This is a genomic window from Halostagnicola sp. A-GB9-2 (assembly GCF_030068615.1).
Classification (GTDB): Archaea; Halobacteriota; Halobacteria; order Halobacteriales; family Natrialbaceae; genus Halostagnicola.
The window spans coordinates 432,571-448,706 of record NZ_JASJOC010000004.1 but is presented as its reverse complement, the minus strand read 5'-3'; the positions used below and the strand labels follow the sequence as shown (position 1 = coordinate 448,706).

14 protein-coding genes, 1 tRNA gene and 2 pseudogenes are annotated in these 16,136 nt (G+C 58.8%); 6 read left to right on the top strand and 11 right to left on the bottom strand.

What is annotated here, in order from left to right:
• Positions 1–215: 215 nt before the first annotated feature.
• From QNM96_RS13375 to QNM96_RS13365, 3 genes and pseudogenes are all read left to right on the top strand, one after another.
• Positions 216–575 carry a hypothetical protein gene (locus tag QNM96_RS13375; RefSeq protein WP_283836917.1) on the top strand — a complete coding sequence of 120 codons (360 nt, stop codon included), beginning with the start codon at positions 216–218 and terminating at the stop codon, positions 573–575.
• A 4-nt stretch (positions 576–579) separates the two neighbouring features.
• The gene (locus QNM96_RS13370) at positions 580–963 is read left to right on the top strand and encodes a hypothetical protein (RefSeq protein WP_283836916.1); all 384 of its coding nucleotides are present in this window, start codon (positions 580–582) and stop codon (positions 961–963) included.
• Between the two features lie 342 nt (positions 964–1,305).
• Positions 1,306–2,126: pseudogene (locus QNM96_RS13365) on the top strand (IS5 family transposase).
• 1,157 nt (positions 2,127–3,283) lie between these two features.
• Here QNM96_RS13365 and QNM96_RS13360 read toward each other — a convergent pair.
• Positions 3,284–3,356: transfer RNA gene (locus QNM96_RS13360), tRNA-Pro, on the bottom strand.
• Between the two features lie 83 nt (positions 3,357–3,439).
• Between QNM96_RS13360 and QNM96_RS13355 the strand changes: the two genes are divergently transcribed.
• Entirely contained in the window at positions 3,440–3,694 is a 255-nt protein-coding gene (locus QNM96_RS13355) for a pro-sigmaK processing inhibitor BofA family protein (RefSeq protein ID WP_283836915.1), read from the top strand.
• 43 nt (positions 3,695–3,737) lie between these two features.
• Here the strand turns inward: QNM96_RS13355 and QNM96_RS13350 are convergent, their stop codons facing one another.
• The 7 genes and pseudogenes from QNM96_RS13350 to QNM96_RS13320 form a co-directional block, all read right to left on the bottom strand.
• Positions 3,738–5,792 (bottom strand): DEAD/DEAH box helicase, encoded by a 2,055-nt coding sequence (locus QNM96_RS13350; protein ID WP_283836914.1) that lies wholly within the window; start codon positions 5,790–5,792, stop codon positions 3,738–3,740.
• Between the two features lie 104 nt (positions 5,793–5,896).
• Positions 5,897–7,426: an NAD(P)H-dependent oxidoreductase gene (locus tag QNM96_RS13345; RefSeq protein ID WP_283836913.1), complete on the bottom strand. Its 1,530-nt coding sequence runs from the start codon at positions 7,424–7,426 to the stop codon at positions 5,897–5,899.
• Positions 7,427–7,518: 92 nt separating this feature from the next.
• Positions 7,519–7,746: pseudogene (locus QNM96_RS13340) on the bottom strand (cupin domain-containing protein); the annotation flags it as partial.
• Positions 7,747–7,892: 146 nt separating this feature from the next.
• A complete protein-coding gene (locus tag QNM96_RS13335; protein ID WP_049951623.1) occupies positions 7,893–8,087 on the bottom strand; it encodes a cold-shock protein in 195 nt (64 codons plus the stop codon).
• Positions 8,088–8,193: 106 nt separating this feature from the next.
• On the bottom strand, positions 8,194–8,412 hold the full coding sequence (locus QNM96_RS13330) for a hypothetical protein (RefSeq protein ID WP_283836911.1): 219 nt from the start codon (positions 8,410–8,412) through the stop codon (positions 8,194–8,196).
• Positions 8,413–8,555: 143 nt separating this feature from the next.
• On the bottom strand, positions 8,556–9,260 hold the full coding sequence (locus QNM96_RS13325) for a carbonic anhydrase (RefSeq protein ID WP_283836910.1): 705 nt from the start codon (positions 9,258–9,260) through the stop codon (positions 8,556–8,558).
• A 98-nt stretch (positions 9,261–9,358) separates the two neighbouring features.
• Positions 9,359–11,224: a polysaccharide deacetylase gene (locus tag QNM96_RS13320; RefSeq protein ID WP_283836909.1), complete on the bottom strand. Its 1,866-nt coding sequence runs from the start codon at positions 11,222–11,224 to the stop codon at positions 9,359–9,361.
• Positions 11,225–11,461: 237 nt separating this feature from the next.
• Between QNM96_RS13320 and QNM96_RS13315 the strand changes: the two genes are divergently transcribed.
• Positions 11,462–12,478 (top strand): NADP-dependent oxidoreductase, encoded by a 1,017-nt coding sequence (locus tag QNM96_RS13315; protein ID WP_283836907.1) that lies wholly within the window; start codon positions 11,462–11,464, stop codon positions 12,476–12,478.
• A 55-nt stretch (positions 12,479–12,533) separates the two neighbouring features.
• On the opposite strand, the gene QNM96_RS13310 is transcribed toward QNM96_RS13315, so the two are convergent.
• Both QNM96_RS13310 and QNM96_RS13305 read right to left on the bottom strand, forming a co-directional pair.
• Positions 12,534–13,328 (bottom strand): ABC transporter permease, encoded by a 795-nt coding sequence (locus QNM96_RS13310; RefSeq protein WP_283836906.1) that lies wholly within the window; start codon positions 13,326–13,328, stop codon positions 12,534–12,536.
• The gene (locus tag QNM96_RS13305) at positions 13,328–14,395 is read right to left on the bottom strand and encodes an ABC transporter ATP-binding protein (protein ID WP_283836905.1); all 1,068 of its coding nucleotides are present in this window, start codon (positions 14,393–14,395) and stop codon (positions 13,328–13,330) included. The genes QNM96_RS13310 and QNM96_RS13305 overlap by 1 nt, the downstream gene beginning before the upstream one ends.
• Positions 14,396–14,563: 168 nt before the next feature.
• Between QNM96_RS13305 and QNM96_RS13300 the strand changes: the two genes are divergently transcribed.
• Positions 14,564–15,493 carry a ribonucleoside-diphosphate reductase gene (locus QNM96_RS13300; RefSeq protein WP_283836904.1) on the top strand — a complete coding sequence of 310 codons (930 nt, stop codon included), beginning with the start codon at positions 14,564–14,566 and terminating at the stop codon, positions 15,491–15,493.
• 133 nt (positions 15,494–15,626) lie between these two features.
• On the opposite strand, the gene QNM96_RS13295 is transcribed toward QNM96_RS13300, so the two are convergent.
• Positions 15,627–15,965: a cupin domain-containing protein gene (locus tag QNM96_RS13295; RefSeq protein ID WP_283836903.1), complete on the bottom strand. Its 339-nt coding sequence runs from the start codon at positions 15,963–15,965 to the stop codon at positions 15,627–15,629.
• Positions 15,966–16,136: the final 171 nt, after the last annotated feature.

Sequence of the window (16,136 nt, the reverse complement as noted above, 5' to 3'; positions counted from 1 at the left end):
TCTCTATAGCACGGCTGATTCGTTACATCGAGAGCGGAAGAAACGCAACTGCATCCTCTCTATGTTGCACACCACTTTTGGCAGTTGATCGATAGTTCTGACAGGGTCTGCTGAATTGAGAGTGCGAATGCATCACACCGTATCAAGAATCAGTGGTCGGCTAATTTGATTAGTGCAAGGGATTACAATCTTACTATACGTTGGTTCTGTTACAAATGAGCGAACAAGAAATCGATCAAGTCGAACAACTACAACGGGTAGGGATTGGACTGGTACTGGGCGGGCTCACCTTTGGTGGACTATCGTTCGGTGTCGATGTATTTGTGGGTGGTATCATGCTTCTGGTCGCTGGCATCGCCGTCTGGTGGGGTGAGCATCGACTTGAACTGACCATCGGAATTGGTCTCGGAATCGGCTTGGCCGGAGTAGTTGTTCTAATCGAGACGAGAGCCGACACCGGTTTCAGCGACCTCTTCTTGGCTGCAGCGTTGGTTGTGGGTGGCATTGCGGATTATCTGCTCGCGCCCGCCTACGGCAGACTGCAAGACGCAGGCGAACGAACTGCAAGAAGGTAATCGTATGACCCCGATTATACCCGGCGAGACGAGCGAGCGTTCACACGCGGAGAGAGCCGGACTCGCCATCTTGGGCATCGCATTCGTACTCGCCGGTCTGGGGTTGTTCTACGGGCTTGCGGTTGACTCGATGCAGATATTCAACGCTGCACTGATCGCTATCTTCGTGCTGCTCGCCGTGTCGATGGGTATCCTCGTCCGAAGCGAGCCGATCAGATCCCAAGAGAACGCCGTCATTTCGATTTGCGTGTTCGTAGCGATGGCACTCTATCTTGGATTGAGCATCGTCACTGCCCTTCCTTTCGCCGTGCTATTCGGCGTCCTCGTTATTGTCGGTGTGATCGTCCCGGGGTTAGTGCTTCAGTATGGGTTGACGAATGCTAAGTAGTTCGAATAACCTGTGCTGAATTCACAGCACGAGTGCGGTACGGGATAGAATTTGATTTGTGAGGGACAGTAATTCAGAAAAGGGTGTAGAGGTTGAATGGAGCATCCGAGGAGGATCTGTCGCGTCTATAGTAACGGTGGACCAAAGGCGGCTGCGGTGAACGAATCTGCGAGGAAAAGGAAAAACGCAAAGCCACCGTTGAAATCATGGTCGTCTGTTCGAATCGAGGCGTAAACGTATGCAGCCAAGCTTAGTACCATATCTTCCCCTGAGTGAGTTCCCATTTATGTGGCTCTGTTGAAATCCTTGAAGAGTTACAGATTCAGTCGATAGTTTGAATGGATGCAGACCCTCCCAAAATCTCGGTTGCTCCGATTTGTCGAGGAAGCATTTCATCTTGCCCAGCGAGCAGTCTCACCATATTCTTCAAAGTACTCGAAACAGCGCTACACGCTTCATCAGCACGTTGTTCTGCTATGTCTCAAAGTTCGGAAGAACACGACCTATCGAACACTCCTCGACGAACTCATCGAAATGCCTCGTATTCGGAACGCGATCAATCTCACCGAACTTCCTGCCCCGTCAACGCTATGCAAAGCATTCGATAGACTCGATATGGCAGTCTGGCGGGTGCTTCTCAATCTCTCTGTTTCACTGCTCCCAACTAACGGTGTTGCGGGAATCGACGCCTCGGGCTTCGACCGAAGCCACGCCTCGAAACACTATACGAAGCGAACGAAGTTGACGATTCAGCAGCTGAAAGTCACGCTATTAGTCGAACGAGAGTAAACGCGATCCTCGATCTCCATGTCACAACAACTCGAAGACACGATACGAAGATCGCACCATCGCTCATCAACCGCAATGCAACTGAAGTCGAAGTTTTGCTTGGAGACAAGGGATACGACGACCAGCAGGTTCGAGCAATAGCACGCGAGAGCGAGATTCGCCCACTCATCAAACACCGTGAGTTCTCCTCACTGCAGAAAGCGTGGAACGCTCGGTTGGATACCGCCCTCTATGGCCAACGGAGCCAGAGCGAAACGGTGAACTCTCGACTCAAGCGAAAATACGGTGCATTCGTCCGTTCACGACGCTGGTGGAAGCAGTTTCGTGAACTCGCCCTTGCGTGTATCGTCCATAATCTCGACCGAGCTATCTGACGGTTAATACAGAGGATTCACTTACCGACTAATTCTCGGAGAACACTCGCTCCCAAAGACGGTCTGAAATCACGATACCAAGATACCCCCCGATAACCATCACCAGAAACGGGGTGATTGCATCGGTGAATTTCTCAACCTCGAACAGGTTCAGTAGACCCACAAGGTCTACCGAGATGCAAGCGTGGCAATCACGACTAATGCTACGAGTAGTCGGGGTTGAATCAGGGAGGAACTATCAGATTCGGGGCTTTCGGTAGCCATTGATTCTGCTTATAGGCTTGTTCAGATATATGTTTGACTGACCGGGAGAGACATACGAAAGCACGTGTAGTGAGCAGTAGTTTCATAGGATTAAGTGTCTATAGAAGAGGATTTCAACAGAGCCGGTTTACCCTATTTGGGAACCCGTTAGGACCCCATTCAATCTATGATGCGAGAGATGTTCGGACATGGTCGAAGAAACTGTCTAGGAACCCTTCACGGTGGTTCCAAGCGAACCTAATCCTATTCCGTGGAAACACTCAGCTAATGATAGCTTTCAGGAGTCAGCAGAGGACTCTTATCACCAATTGAGAATCTCAACAGAGCGTTAGAAGGAAACATGTGAACTTAGATATTAACTTTCAGGTTAACATGCGAATGAGAACGCGAATATCCTACCGTGAACGCTTGTAAACAGCTGATTTGACGAACTAACTAACTTGAATCTGTTGTCCTATGGCCATTAATTTCCCACCACTGAAGTGCGCGAACGAGGGTTACCAACGTGCCGCGCAGCGAGTGCGGCTGGTCATGGAATTGACCTGAGAGAGGAATCCCGACCTGGGCGATCGTGGTGGGTCACCCGGATCTAATCAAAACAGCGAGAGAAATATCTGTTAACACTTGAAACGCAGACAAGCAGTCTGCAACCCCAGCCTGCGACGCGAGCGAACTTGTCAATCCTTACAGCAAAACGTAACCGGTTTGAACCCCTTGAGACGAAGACCTCTGTCACAGTGACGCGAGTGTGTTTCGAATCCCCGGTAATCGCATGAAGGCCTGAACCCCCAACCGGGGTACGGTCCGAATCCGATTAGGAATAGGCGCGAGAGACGCCGGAACCCTTAGCCTTACAATGAGTCTACTCGGACTCAAAGAAAGCGCGAAAGAGATGGGATCGCCCGGATTTGAACCGGGGTCACGGGCACCCAAGGCCCGAAGTATACCAAGCTAACCCACGATCCCGTACCTACATCTTAGGGTAGATGGGTTAAAGGGTTTCGTTATGCGATCGAACGATTTACCCTTCTCGTGACGAACCATCTACTATGGTAACTGGACTCGAGATTCTCCTTCTCGTACTGGTACTCGCGGTGATCGTCGGCGCATCGCAGGTCATCCAGGCCGTCAAACCGTTTATCCTCAACGCAGTCGTCGGCTTGCTCGTCCTCTTTCTCGCACAGGCTCTGTTCAACTTGTCCGTGGCCATCACGCCGATTGCGCTCCTGATCGTGGCCATCGGCGGCGTCCCGGGCTCGATTCTCGTGATCTTGCTTTCGGTGCTCGAGATCGCGTTCGTCTGAGCGTCGAACCAAACGTATCCTCAGCACGTAGAAAATCCGCTCCTCACAGCTCCGTATCGCGAAGTTCGATCTCCGCAACCAGTTCGTACGGATGGGCCTCTTTTCTGATCCCGTCGAGCATCGAGAACGCCTGCCCGGGATCGAGGAAGTGCTCGGTGACGACCCGACCCAACGGCGTCGGCTCGAAGCCGTCGATGAAGTCGAACTCGAGGAGCTTTCCGAGTGCATGTTTGGTCGGCACCTCGCCGAGCATCCGATCATTGAGTCGCTTGGCCGCACGCCCGCCGACCGTGACGTTCGCCAGCGTCTCCTCGATGGCCGCCGCCTCGTCGTAGTGGGTCATCACTGACTCCATTTCGCCCTTGAGGAGTTTGAACGCGACCTCGTCTTCGGTCATCTCCATCGAGTTGTGGTAGGCACAGTCGGGTTCGACGAGAACGTACACCTTCCCCGTATCGTGATAGTCCGGCCGTCCCGCTCGGCCGAGCATCTGGTGGAACTCCTGAACCGAGAGCCACTCGATCCCCATCGCCAACGAGTCGAAGACGACCTGCGAGGCCGGGAAGTCGACGCCGGCGGCGAGCGCGGCCGTCGTCACGACCGCCGAGAGATCCTGATCGGCGAACTGGCGTTCGACGCTCTTCCGTCGGCCGTAATCCAGTCCCGCGTGGTACGGCGCCGCCGAATACTCGAGTTTCCGCGAAATCTCGTGACACCGTCGCCGGGAGTTTGTAAAGATGATCGTCTGGCCGCGATACCCCTTCGAGGATTCCGTGTCGAACTCGCGTTTGACCAGTTTGTTCTCGACGTTTACCTTCTCCTGGCCGTCGGCGAAGGTGACGTGACGTTCGATGGGAATCGGGCGCTCCTCGAACTCGATGAGTTTCGCCTCGAGCGCGCGGCCGAGTTCCTTGGGATTGCCGACCGTGGCGGAAAGGTACACCCACTGGGTACCGTCGTACGACTCGCGCTTTTTCGCACGTTGTTCGCACGTATATTTCAGCCGCGAGATGAGCCCGTCGAGTCGGTGGCCGCGACCTTCCTCTTTGAGCGTGTGGACCTCGTCGATGACGACGGTCCCGATGTCCCCCATGTTCTTCCCGGTCCGCAGGGCGTGGTCGATCCCCTCGTAGGTACCGACGATGACGTCCGCGTTCGGATCGAACTGGTTGCCCGAGTCGGCGACGCGACTCGCACCGACGCGGATACTCACGTCGACGAGGTCGCCATACTCGTCTTTGAAGTCCTCGTACTTCTGGTTCGCGAGGGCGACGAGGGGAACCAGAAACAGCATCTTCCCCTTGCCGTTGAGCACGCGGTCGATTCCCGTCATCTCGCCGACGAGCGTCTTCCCGGTCGCCGTTGCCGAAACCACGAGCTGGTCGTCGCCCTCGAGCAATCCGTGGTCGGTCGACAGGCTCTGAACCGGCAGCAACGTCTCGAACCGATCCTCGAGCAAGCCCTGAAGGTCTGGATGGAGGTCGAGCGTCTCGACGCGGGCGAGATCGACCTCGTCGGTGGTCGAGGAAATCGTATCAAACTGCGTCAGATCGGGATCGAGCTGTCCCTTGAGCAGGTTAACGATCCGCTCTAAATCCTGTACGTCGTGCATGAGTTCCTCGAGGCGCTCTTTGGCCGCGCCCGTCACGTTCCCGACGTGAGAAAGCTGGCGCTCGAGTTCCTGGCTGGCACAGTCGGTACAGATCCAGTCTCGATCGTCCTTGATCGCCGTATCTGTCGTGATCGGGGAGTAGCGGCCGGCCGAGGCGCAGTACCGACAGGTTCGGACCGTTTTCGCGTCTAACTGATAGCCCTCGAGCATCTCCCGAAGTTCCTTTCGGCCCTGCGGAGAGGTTTGCTCGGAGATGCGGATCCGTTTGGCTCGCCGAGCGAGTTCGACGAACTCGTCGGGTTGGCGAGGCTCTTCGGTCGAGCCCTGTTTGAGCCTGAATTTGGCGGGTCGCGGCCCCGCATCCGTCTCCGAGAGCCCCAACTTTGCACGAAACAACCGCTTTCCGTCTCGGCTGACCACGACGAGATACTCCGATCCCACCTCGTGGCAAAATATCGTTTCGACGTCCTGAACCTGCTTCGACACGACCGCTGATAGGACCGTGGCCTACTTGAGCGATTCGGACTCAATACTCGGTTCGTTGCGCTGGGTTTCGTATTAGCACGTCGCCAAACCCACTGAACGGCTCGCTACAGGAGTTCGACTAACGGGACGATGCCGAACCAGATGATGTAAGCGAGCGACGTCGCCATCAACACGTTGATCTGACCGGGTATCGACCGGTTTTTCCCCCACAACCGGTCACGAAGCAACCAGAAGAGGAGCAAGGCGTGCGGAATGCTCAGATAGATAGCCGGTCCGTACGCGCCGGGAACCGCGTCCAGAACCCCCAAAAGTACGGCCGTTATCGTAGCCGCCAGCGTTGCAGCCGCCGCGACGAGTGCGGCACCGTCGATTCCGAACCGGACGGCGACCGTCTGTTTACCGACGGCGCGGTCGGCGTCGTAGTCGGGGACCCCAGCCAGCGTGATCGACGGGATGACGGCTAGGAAAAACGGCAGACCGAGAAGCCACGGGAGCGGATCGCGCCACGAGCCGCCCAGGACGAGAAATCCCAACAACAGAACGCCGATGCTGTGGGTTGTGGCTACGTCCAGCTCTCCGAGCGTTCGATACGCCAACTTCAGTGGCGGTATCGTGTATCCGATCGCCAGCGTCACCAACACCGCCGCTACGGCTATTTTCGCGAGAACCGAACCGGCTCCGAGAGTCACCACTGCCAGTCCGAATACCGCCGTGAACACTCCCGTGATGCCGATACCCCGCCGGAGCTCGTCGAACGACAGTTCGCCGTCGACCAAAACGCGAGATCCACCGGTGAACGGCCCGGCGAACGTATTCTTTCGGTCAGTGTCGTAATCGACGTATTCGTTGCTCAACACCGTAGTCGCTTCCAGAAAAAACAGGAACCCGAAGCCAGCCCAGTAAGCCGTAGTCGAGAAGACACTACTCGAGCCAGCCGCGGCCAGCGCGCCGATCGAGTACGCTACCCACGCCATCGGATAGAACTGCAACCGAAGGGCTTTCAGCCACGTCGTCAGCGTCCGTTTCGCTCGCGTCGACCGCGACTCCGGGCCGGTAGCCAGACTCCGGCCTAATTCCGTCACTTCCTCTAGCCACGCCTCTCGTTGCTCGAGTGTCGAGTCTTCGACCGAGCCGAGGTTCGTCACCCGCGTGGTTCGAATCCCGGCGAATCCGAGCGTGGAGCGCTTAACTGCGTTGTTTCCGGGTTGGCGATAGATCCACCGATACACCCATGCGGGCATGTCCATCGTGACGATCAGCTCGGCCGTCTTCCCGCTCAACAACGCTTCGTGACCCGCCCCTTCGTCCTCGTCGTAAAACGAGAACGCGAACCCGGACGTGAACACCCGATCGAAGAATCCCTTGAGCCGTGCGGGCATGGTCCCCCACCAGTTCGGGTAAAAGAGGACGAGATGGTCCGCCCACTCAATCTGACGCTGGGTGTCGATTAGATCTTCCTCGAGCGGCTGTTCGCTCGGCTCTTCGGTGTGAACGTCGGGATCGAACTCGAGGTCGGCGACGGAAATCTCTCGTATGTCGACGCCTGCGTCGCTCGCACCCGATCGATACGCTCGAGCGAGAGCGCCGCAAAAACTGTCGGTCCGTGGGTGTCCCAGGATGAGCAAGACGTTCACGTTTCGGTGTCGGTATTGTACGGACCGAACCAAATAGCTGTTTGATACCCGTTACGTTCAACGACTCTCGGATCGCCGTTACGAGTGTCGTCTTCGCGATGTTCGACCTCGTTCGTGTGCTTGGGAACCCCGGTCCCGGCCTCGAGAGTGAACCGGCGCATTGCGAAGTTCGGTGCGCCGTGTTCCTCGCCGATCAGGACGCCCGTCTCGAAGCCGTTCGCGGCATCGACCGCCTCGTAGTCGACATCGTCACTGCGGCGGAAAACGGGTTCGGATTCAGAGCTTTCGCTAGATTCGGATTCCGCGGTAGAGTCGCCCATACTAGCAGATGGGAGCCGTCGCTACGTAACGCTGGGCCCGATGCAACGCGCCCTCAGTTTCGGTTTGTCGACCGCGATACCGACTGCCGGCGCTCGTCAGTGTGTAAAATACGATTTTGAAATGCCGATACCTCAGCGAATTCGCCTTACAGGCGCTCGACGTTCGTCGCGCGCGGGCCTTTTGGGGCCTGCTCGATGTCGAACTCGAGGTCCTGTCCTTCTTCGAGATCTGGGCCGCCGATGTCTTCCATGTGGAAGAACACGTCGTCGTCCGCGTCCTCAGTTTCGATGAATCCGTAACCGCCTGTGTCGTTGAAGAAATCAACCGTTCCTTTCGCCATTGCCTTTGAACGTAGGTGGTAAAGACTCATAACCTTTCCGGAAATCCGCTTTCTGCGGAGAACATCGTCGTAAAGGGGCCATACCGAATAATTAGCCGTTTCAGTACTAGACATCCTCGAGATCCTCGAGTCGGTGAATCGCGATCGAGACGAAAAAGACGAGCATGAAAAAACCGAATCCGACGAGGAGTCCGAACAGTCCCTGACTACCGAGACGGATCGAGTTCAGCGTGGTAACTGCGGCGACCGAGAGGATGAAGACGGCGATAGTCAACACTCCGACCGCGTAGTAGAACTTCGTGTCGGACTCGAGGACGCTCCGCATACGCTCGTTTTTCGGTTCGAATCGCAAAACTGTATCGACGGGTGCACGCGAACCGGGGTTCACCTCGACAAACGTTCGGGGTGCGATAGCTGATCGGACGTTCGAGAGGCAGAAAGCGCACTCAACAGCAGCGATCGTCGTCGTCAGTAGAGGAGGCTTCGCGTCGCTGACTCGAACTCGTCCGGAATCGACGCGGCGATCCGGTCTGGCTCCGTCTCGCCGTCGAGGTTGACGAGGTAGGCCCGTCCTTTTTCGTTGCCGTAGACCGCCTGAAAGTCGTAGACGAAACCGTAGACGGTGACGGAATCGGGGATCTCTGCGGATTCTCGAAGGAACTGCGTCTGGTAGTCGACGTTGTACTCGACGAGTTGATTGATGACGCGTTCGTCCGGCCCGTCGGCATCGATGAGATCGCTCTCGAGGCCTTCTTCAACGACGGGGACAAGCTGGGAAACCCACTTATCGACGCCGAGCGGTCCCGGCGGCTCGGCTCCCATCGCGACCTCGTATGCGGCCGTGACTGCGCCACAACCCGTGTGACCGACGACGGCGACCGCCTCGGTTCCGGCGTGGTGGATCGGGTACAACACGCCGCCGTCGACGATCCGCTCGCCCTCGTGGTCATCCCAGGTCTGATTGCCGATATTGCTCGGCGTAAAGACCGTACCGGGATCATCGACGTTCCACATGCGCTCTTGGGGAACTCGAGAGTCCGAACAGCAGATCGATACCACCTTCGGTTCCTGGCCGTTTTGCACGTCGGAGAAGTAACCGCCTGGGAGTCCTTCCGTGTGGACGGCGTTTCCAGTGAGTAGTTCGACCAGTAGCTCGTCGTCGGCATCGCTCATACTGGTACGTGCACAGATCAGCCCCAAAACGGTTTCTTCTTTTCTCGGATACGTGTCGAATCCCGCGCCGTGCTCACAATCGATCGGTATCGGGGTTCTCAGTTGATCTCGAGCGTCCAGTCCCCGTCGGCTTCGACGTTGAACCACGTCGCGTTACCGACGCTGTAGGATCTCGAGCCGTTGAACTCGCCGACGACGTTGACGATCTGTTCTCTGCTTCCGCTCGAGTCGAACCCGTCGACGAGGAACTCGCGGTTTCCGTCGTGAGTGACGTCGAGGCTGATATCGTCCTCGCTCGCGAGCGGCCCGACGAACGACGAGCCAGTTCCCGATTCCTCGACCGGCAGTTCCGTGAGATCCGCCTCGGTGACTTCGGGCTGGTCGATTTCGATCGACCATTCCCCGTCGGCTTCGACCTCGAGCTGGTACGTTCCCTCCTCCACGAACGTGATCGACCCGCCCGGTCCGGACCCGGCTGTGCTCACGAGCAGGTCGTTCGCGAGGTCGCCGTCGGCGGTCGACGCTTCGACGACGAACTCGCCGTTGCCTTCGTGGACGAAACTACACTCGAGACCGCCCTCAGCGAGTTCGAACTCATCGGTCCGGTGGTTCCCGTCGCCGCCGAACGTGTGTGCGTTCCCTGCCTCGAGAATCGGGCCATCGTCGGTCTCTTCGGGTGCGTCGTCACCGTCGCGTTCCATCGTCCCGTCGACCAGATCCGAAGGCGTGACCACGTCGACGCCACGGTGTTCAAGATGGTTGAGCAGGTGTTCGAAGTCCTCGAGCGACATGTTGTTCGCCGTCACGTCGGCCTCGTCCTCGACAATCCCCGGAATTCGGAGAACGGTGAGCTGATTGTACTGATCCGAGAGGTTGATCGCGCGGCGAACGCCGCCGTGGAGGTCCGGCCCCCAGATGAGCGAGTTCATGTGAATCCCAGTCGGCGCAGAAGAATTCGGGCTGGCACCGAACAGGAAGCCGGATTCGTGAAGGTCGCGAACGATTTCGTGGGTCGTCTCGTCCATCCGGTCTTCCGGCGCGAAGAAGTGACGCGAGCCGTCCTCGAACCCGTGCTCGTGGAGCGAATCTCGCGCGTGCTCGAGGACGTCTCGCTGGCGATCCTCCGGCATTTCCGGAAGCCCGCCTTCACCTTCCGGATACGAACAGACATCCCAGCCCCCATCCCGAAGTTCCTGAAGCTGATTGCGATCCATTCGCCCCCCTTCTCCGATCCGGTCGGGATCGATCGGAATCGCTCCCGCCCAGTCTCGTTCCTCGAGTTGCTCGGCCGCAATATCGTAGTGTGAATCGAGGCCGCCGTAGAAGGCGAGGATCGCCTTCCCGTGATCGACGACCGATTCCGTCTTCCGGAGGTCGTCGACGACGACTCGAGTCGGTCCGCCCTCCGGTCCGGTCGCGACGATGTTGAACTGTGTTACGTTTGAGAGATCCGGATCGCCGCGTTTCATGATGTAGCCGAAGTCGACGCGAAGCCACCCTTCGTACTCGTCGGGGAAATGCCGGATGCTCGTCAGGTGATGGTCGCGGTTCGGGGCGAGAACCTCGAGTGCGATCTGGGTGGCAGAATCCACCTTGACCGCCAGCGACGCGTCCTGGTTCTCGAGGTCGACCCCGCCGACGACCTCCAGTCCGGAAGCGGCGGTGGCTTCGTCGCTTTCGATGACCATCGCCTGATCGCCAGTCACCGCTTCGTCGGGTGCTGGCTCGATATCACCGGTTCGGGCCACCCAGTGGTCGTCCTCTCCGAAGTCGGAGATCAGTTCACCCGAGTCAGAGCCAGGCCAGGATGCACCGCCGCTTCCGCCGCCGCCGTCACCGTTCCCGCCATCGCCGTCCCCACCGTCGCCGTCGTCGCCAGAAAAGAAGTCGAGACATCCTGCGAGTGAAGCCGAACCCACACCGACTGCAGCTAACATTCGACGCCGCGAGGAATCGAAATCCATACCGGAAAGCTCCCATCCGGAGTACTTTCTAATGGAGCTGTTAACGCGAATTGCGCTGAGCCAACTAACCGACAGGGTCCGAAGAGAAACACACTGGAGCCGATTCTCGTCAGAGTCGCCGCTCGAGCCGATTTATACAGTCGATAACCGCCTTTGGAGAGAGACGAGAACGGCAGGTGATCGATCGATCGGTTCCGGGAGGCGAATATTGATCTTCTGTCAGCGAGATGTGCGTACATGGCAACCACCAGACAATGGCATCTCGCGAGCCGTCCAGTTGGCGAACCGACCGCCGAGAACTTCGAGTTGGTCACCGTCGACCGTCCGGAACCCGACGACGGCGAAGTGCTCGTCGAGACGCGTTACCAGTCGGTAGATCCGTACATGCGCGGGCGGATGCGCGACGCCGAATCATACGCCGAACCGTGGGACGTCGGGGAGCCGATGAAAGCCAGTGTCGTCGGCGAGGTTCTCGAGTCCAACGATGAGGGACTCGAGGCGGGCGATATCGTCACGGGCGACCTGCTCTGGGCCGAACATGCGGTCGCTTCCGCTGACGAACTCCGGCGAGTGAATCCGAATCTGGCACCCGTTTCGACGGCACTCGGTGTCCTCGGGATGCCGGGCGTGACGGCCTACTTCGGCCTGCTCGACGTCGGTGAGCCGAAACCCGGCGACACCGTCGTCGTCTCCGCGGGTGCCGGCGCGGTCGGGTCGATAGTCGGGCAACTCGCACGAATCGCCGGCGCACACGTCGTCGGCACCGCGGGAAGCGACGAGAAAGTAAACTGGCTCACCGACGATCTCGGGTTCGACGCGGCGATCAACTACAAGGAAACGGACGATCTCGGCGGCGCGCTCGAGGACGCCTGTCCTGACGGAATCGACGTCTACTTCGACAACGTCGGCGGCCCGATTACCGACGCCGTCTGGCCACGGCTGAACGTCCGCGCCCGAGTGGCCGTCTGCGGACAGATTTCGCAGTACAACGCGACCGAAGTACCCACCGGACCGCGGAAACTCGCGACGCTCATCGAAAAACGCGCCCGCGTCGAGGGTCTCCTCGTTAGTGATTACGAGGGCCGCTGGGGCGAAGCACTCGAGCGTCTCGCCGGGTTCATCGACTCGGACGAACTCGAATATCGCGAGGAAGTCGTCGATGGCTTCGAGAATGCGCCCGACGCGTTCCTCGGGCTCTTCGAGGGCGAGAATATCGGAAAGCAGTTGGTCAAGGTTGCGGACGGATCGGCGTGAGAAATCGGTTCGATCGGCGTAAGAAATCAGTTCGAAATCGGTTCGATCGTCGAGATTAGTCGGTCAGTCCATATCCGATTTTAAAGAGGTAGATATCGAGCAGGACCACGAGCGTCGTCACACCAATCAGTGCGGCCAGGGAGGCCAGCGGAACGTAGTCGGCGTAGGCGGATGGTCCGATCGCGGCGAGATCCGAGTAGCCGAGCAGTCCGTACCTGACGCCGTCAACCATCAACACCATCGGGTTCAGCAGGGAGACCTGCTGCCAGATCGGGTCGAGCATCTCGAGGGAGTAAAACACCGCCCCGAAAAAGACCAGCGGGCGCAGGATGAACTGGTTCATGACGGTGAGGTCGTCGAAGTCTCGAGCGACGAGGCCGCCGATGATTCCGAATCCGGCGAACAACACGGAGATCGTCGCCATGATCGTGACGAGGTAGAGCCCGTTCTCGAGGCTGATCGGAACGAACAGTCGTCCGACGATGGCGATGATGACGCCGACGATGATCCCGCGAACCGCGCTGGCCGCGACGTAGGCGACGACCATCTCCGCGTAGGAAAGCGGCGACGTCAGCGTCTCGTGGATATATTCGTTCCAGCGGCCGTGGAAGATCGAGAACGAGGCGTTCTCGAAGGCGTTCGAGATGGTTCCGAGAACGACCAGTCCCGGGAGGATAAAGAGGATGTAATCGAAGCCGGCGATCTGGTCGATCCGACCGCCCAGAATAACGCCGAAGACGGCGAAGTAGAGCACGTTCGTGATCGCCGGCGGCATAAACGTGTTCTTCGGCCGCCGAACAAATCGCAGGATCTCGCGCTGAAAGAGCGCTCGAGAGCCAACCGACCACATCAGACGACACCTCCTTGATCCTGCTCGAGGAAGTCCTTCTCCCGTTCGGGGCCCGGCTCTTCGTCGTCACCGCCTTCGCCGTGCGGTGAGTCGCCCTCGCCATCCGATCCGTCTCCTCCCGCGTCACCTTCTCCGGAGCGCGTCACGGATTTGTCCTCACGCTCGGTGAGGTCGACGAACACCTCCTCGAGCGACGTGCGGGTGATCTCGAGGTCGACGATGTCGTACCCCTCGGCTTCGAGGTCGTGAAGCAACTGCGGCGCGGTCGAGCCGCCGTCGTCGACGCGGACCTCGAGCGCGTCGCCGGTGAGCCACGCGTCCTGTGCGTAGTCGCCGAGCGACGGTGGGGTAGCCGGCGGCGATTCGAGCGTGACCGAAATCGTGTCGGACCCCTCCTTTTTGAGGTCGTCCGGCGTCGCGACGGTTACCTTCCGTCCCTCGTTCAAGATTGCGACGCGATCGCAGAGGCGTTCGGCCTCCTCGATGTAGTGGGTCGTCAAGAGCACCGTCGTCCCCTCCTCGTTGAGTTCGGTGACGAGGTCCCAGAGATCGTGGCGCAGTTGGACGTCGACCCCCGCGGTCGGCTCGTCGAGGATTAACAGATCGGGATCAGTAACGAGCGCTCGAGCGAGCAACAGTCTGCGTTTCATCCCGCCGGAGAGCCAGTCGAAACGCTCGTCGCGCTTGTCGTAGATTCCGACGCGTTTGAGCACCTCGTCGGCTCGCTTCCCGGCTTCGTCCTCCGAAATTCCGTGGTAGCCGGCCTTGTGCATCAACACCTCTCGAATGGGGAAGAACCGATCTACGTTGAACTCCTGGGGAGCGAGCCCGATCGCGTCTCGAGCCTGCTGGTACTCCGCTTCGACGTCGTGGCCGAAGACGCGCACGTCCCCGCCGCTCTTACGAACGAGGCCGACGAGCGTGTTGATGAACGTCGTCTTCCCCGCGCCGTTCGGGCCGAGCAGTCCGAAGAACTCACCCTCCTCGACGGTCAGCGACAGGCCCTGTAACGCCCGTAGCTCGCCGTACTCTTTGATAAGGTCCTGCGTCTCAATCGCCGGTGGCATCACTCGAGCGGTGGCCACGACGGCGGTTAAGGGTGTTGTCCCCGGCATCCCAGGGGGCCATCCATTCCTGTCACTCACAATCATTCGTTTCTGTCATTCACAACCAACCGATCCTGTTCACTCACAAACACCATCATCTATTATTATGGGCGTGTCGTTACTCCGACTATGGCCTCGGAGTACACCCCCACGGCGATGATGGATCGCGATTCGCGGTCGAACCGGTACTACAGAAACGCGGTTGAACGACACTGGGACCCCAGCGAGATCGACCTCTCGAGGGATCGAAAAAACCTCCTCGAGGTCGCCGAGACGACCGACGGATTCGATCGGCTGGCCCTCGACGGAATGGTAAACGGGATCGCAAAGTTCGGCGCAGGTGAGGACGCCGTCACCGAAGACCTCGCACCGCTGGCGACGGTCCTCGAGGATATCGACGACCAGCTGTTTCTGACGACACAGCTCTACGAGGAAGCCAAACACGCCGATTTCTTCGATCGGTACTGGCGCGAGGTGGTCTGGGCCGTCGAGGACGAACTCGGCTGGGACCGGTCGAACCCCCGCGACGAAAAGTGGTTCAACGACCCCTATATCGAACTGTTCGACCGAAACAGGCAGGCGCAGTACCGCCTCCTCGAGGAGGACACCCTCGAGAACCGCGCCGGCGCGTACTGTCACTATCACCTCGTAGTCGAAGGAATTCTGGCACAGACGGGCTACTACGGGATGCAACGCTCCTTCGGCGGCGAGTTCGAGACCCTCCCGCATCTTCCCGGCCTCGTCGAGGGATTTACGAGCATCCGCAGCGACGAAGGCCGCCACGTCGGGTTCGGGATGAATCAGCTCAAGAAACTCATCGCCGAGGGTGTCGAACCCGCACTGATCGAAGACACCGTGAACGAACTCCTCCCGCTCGTCCAGGGGATCACCGAAGACGACCGGTTCCAGCCCGAGGACGGCGAACCCGCAGGTCTCGAGGAAGGGGTGCTCGCGAGCTACGCGGTCGAAAAACACACCGACCGCATGCAACAGATTACCAACGCCGCCGCGGACATCCCCGACGTCGACGAACTCGTACAACTCGAGGGTGACGACTGAGTTCCGCGGTCGGTCGAAGGGGTCGGGTAAGTTTGGCCGTCGAGTGGGTAGGGCCGTCGAGTAGGTTGTGCGGCTCGTCGAATAGGCAGGGCCGTCGGTCGAATCCGTCGAATTACGCCTCGCCGTTGCTTCGCTACAGCGGCGCGCCGACAAGAACGAGCTTCGTGGCTTCGTCACTCTCGTTGTGGATCTGTCGCTCCACTTCGGTCTCGATCCGGAGCGCCTCGTCGGCCTCGAGCGTCACCGACTCGTCGTCGAGATCGACCGTTACCGTCCCCTCGACGACGTAGTACACCTCCTCCTGACCGGTGTGGGTTTCGTCGTGGGCCTTCCCGCTAACGCCGGGCTCGAGCTCGAGCACTGAAAGTCCGATCTCGTCGGTCTCGAGTTCCTCCTTAAGAAACCACAGACCGCCGCTTTCTTCGGGAATGATCGATTCAGGATCAGTCTTGTGAGCCTTCTCGTAGGACATGTTCAAGGATTGTGTCGTACGCCATATAGGTTGGACGAAAGCGGAAGGCTTCGAACGAGTTCCGTCGCAGGCGGCTCCGCTCCCTCGAGCAGGAGTCCCAAGAGCCCGGGACAGGCGCTCGGTGAGGTCAACTCGAACTGCGGCGCTCGAGAAACCAACAGGTTACGCGTG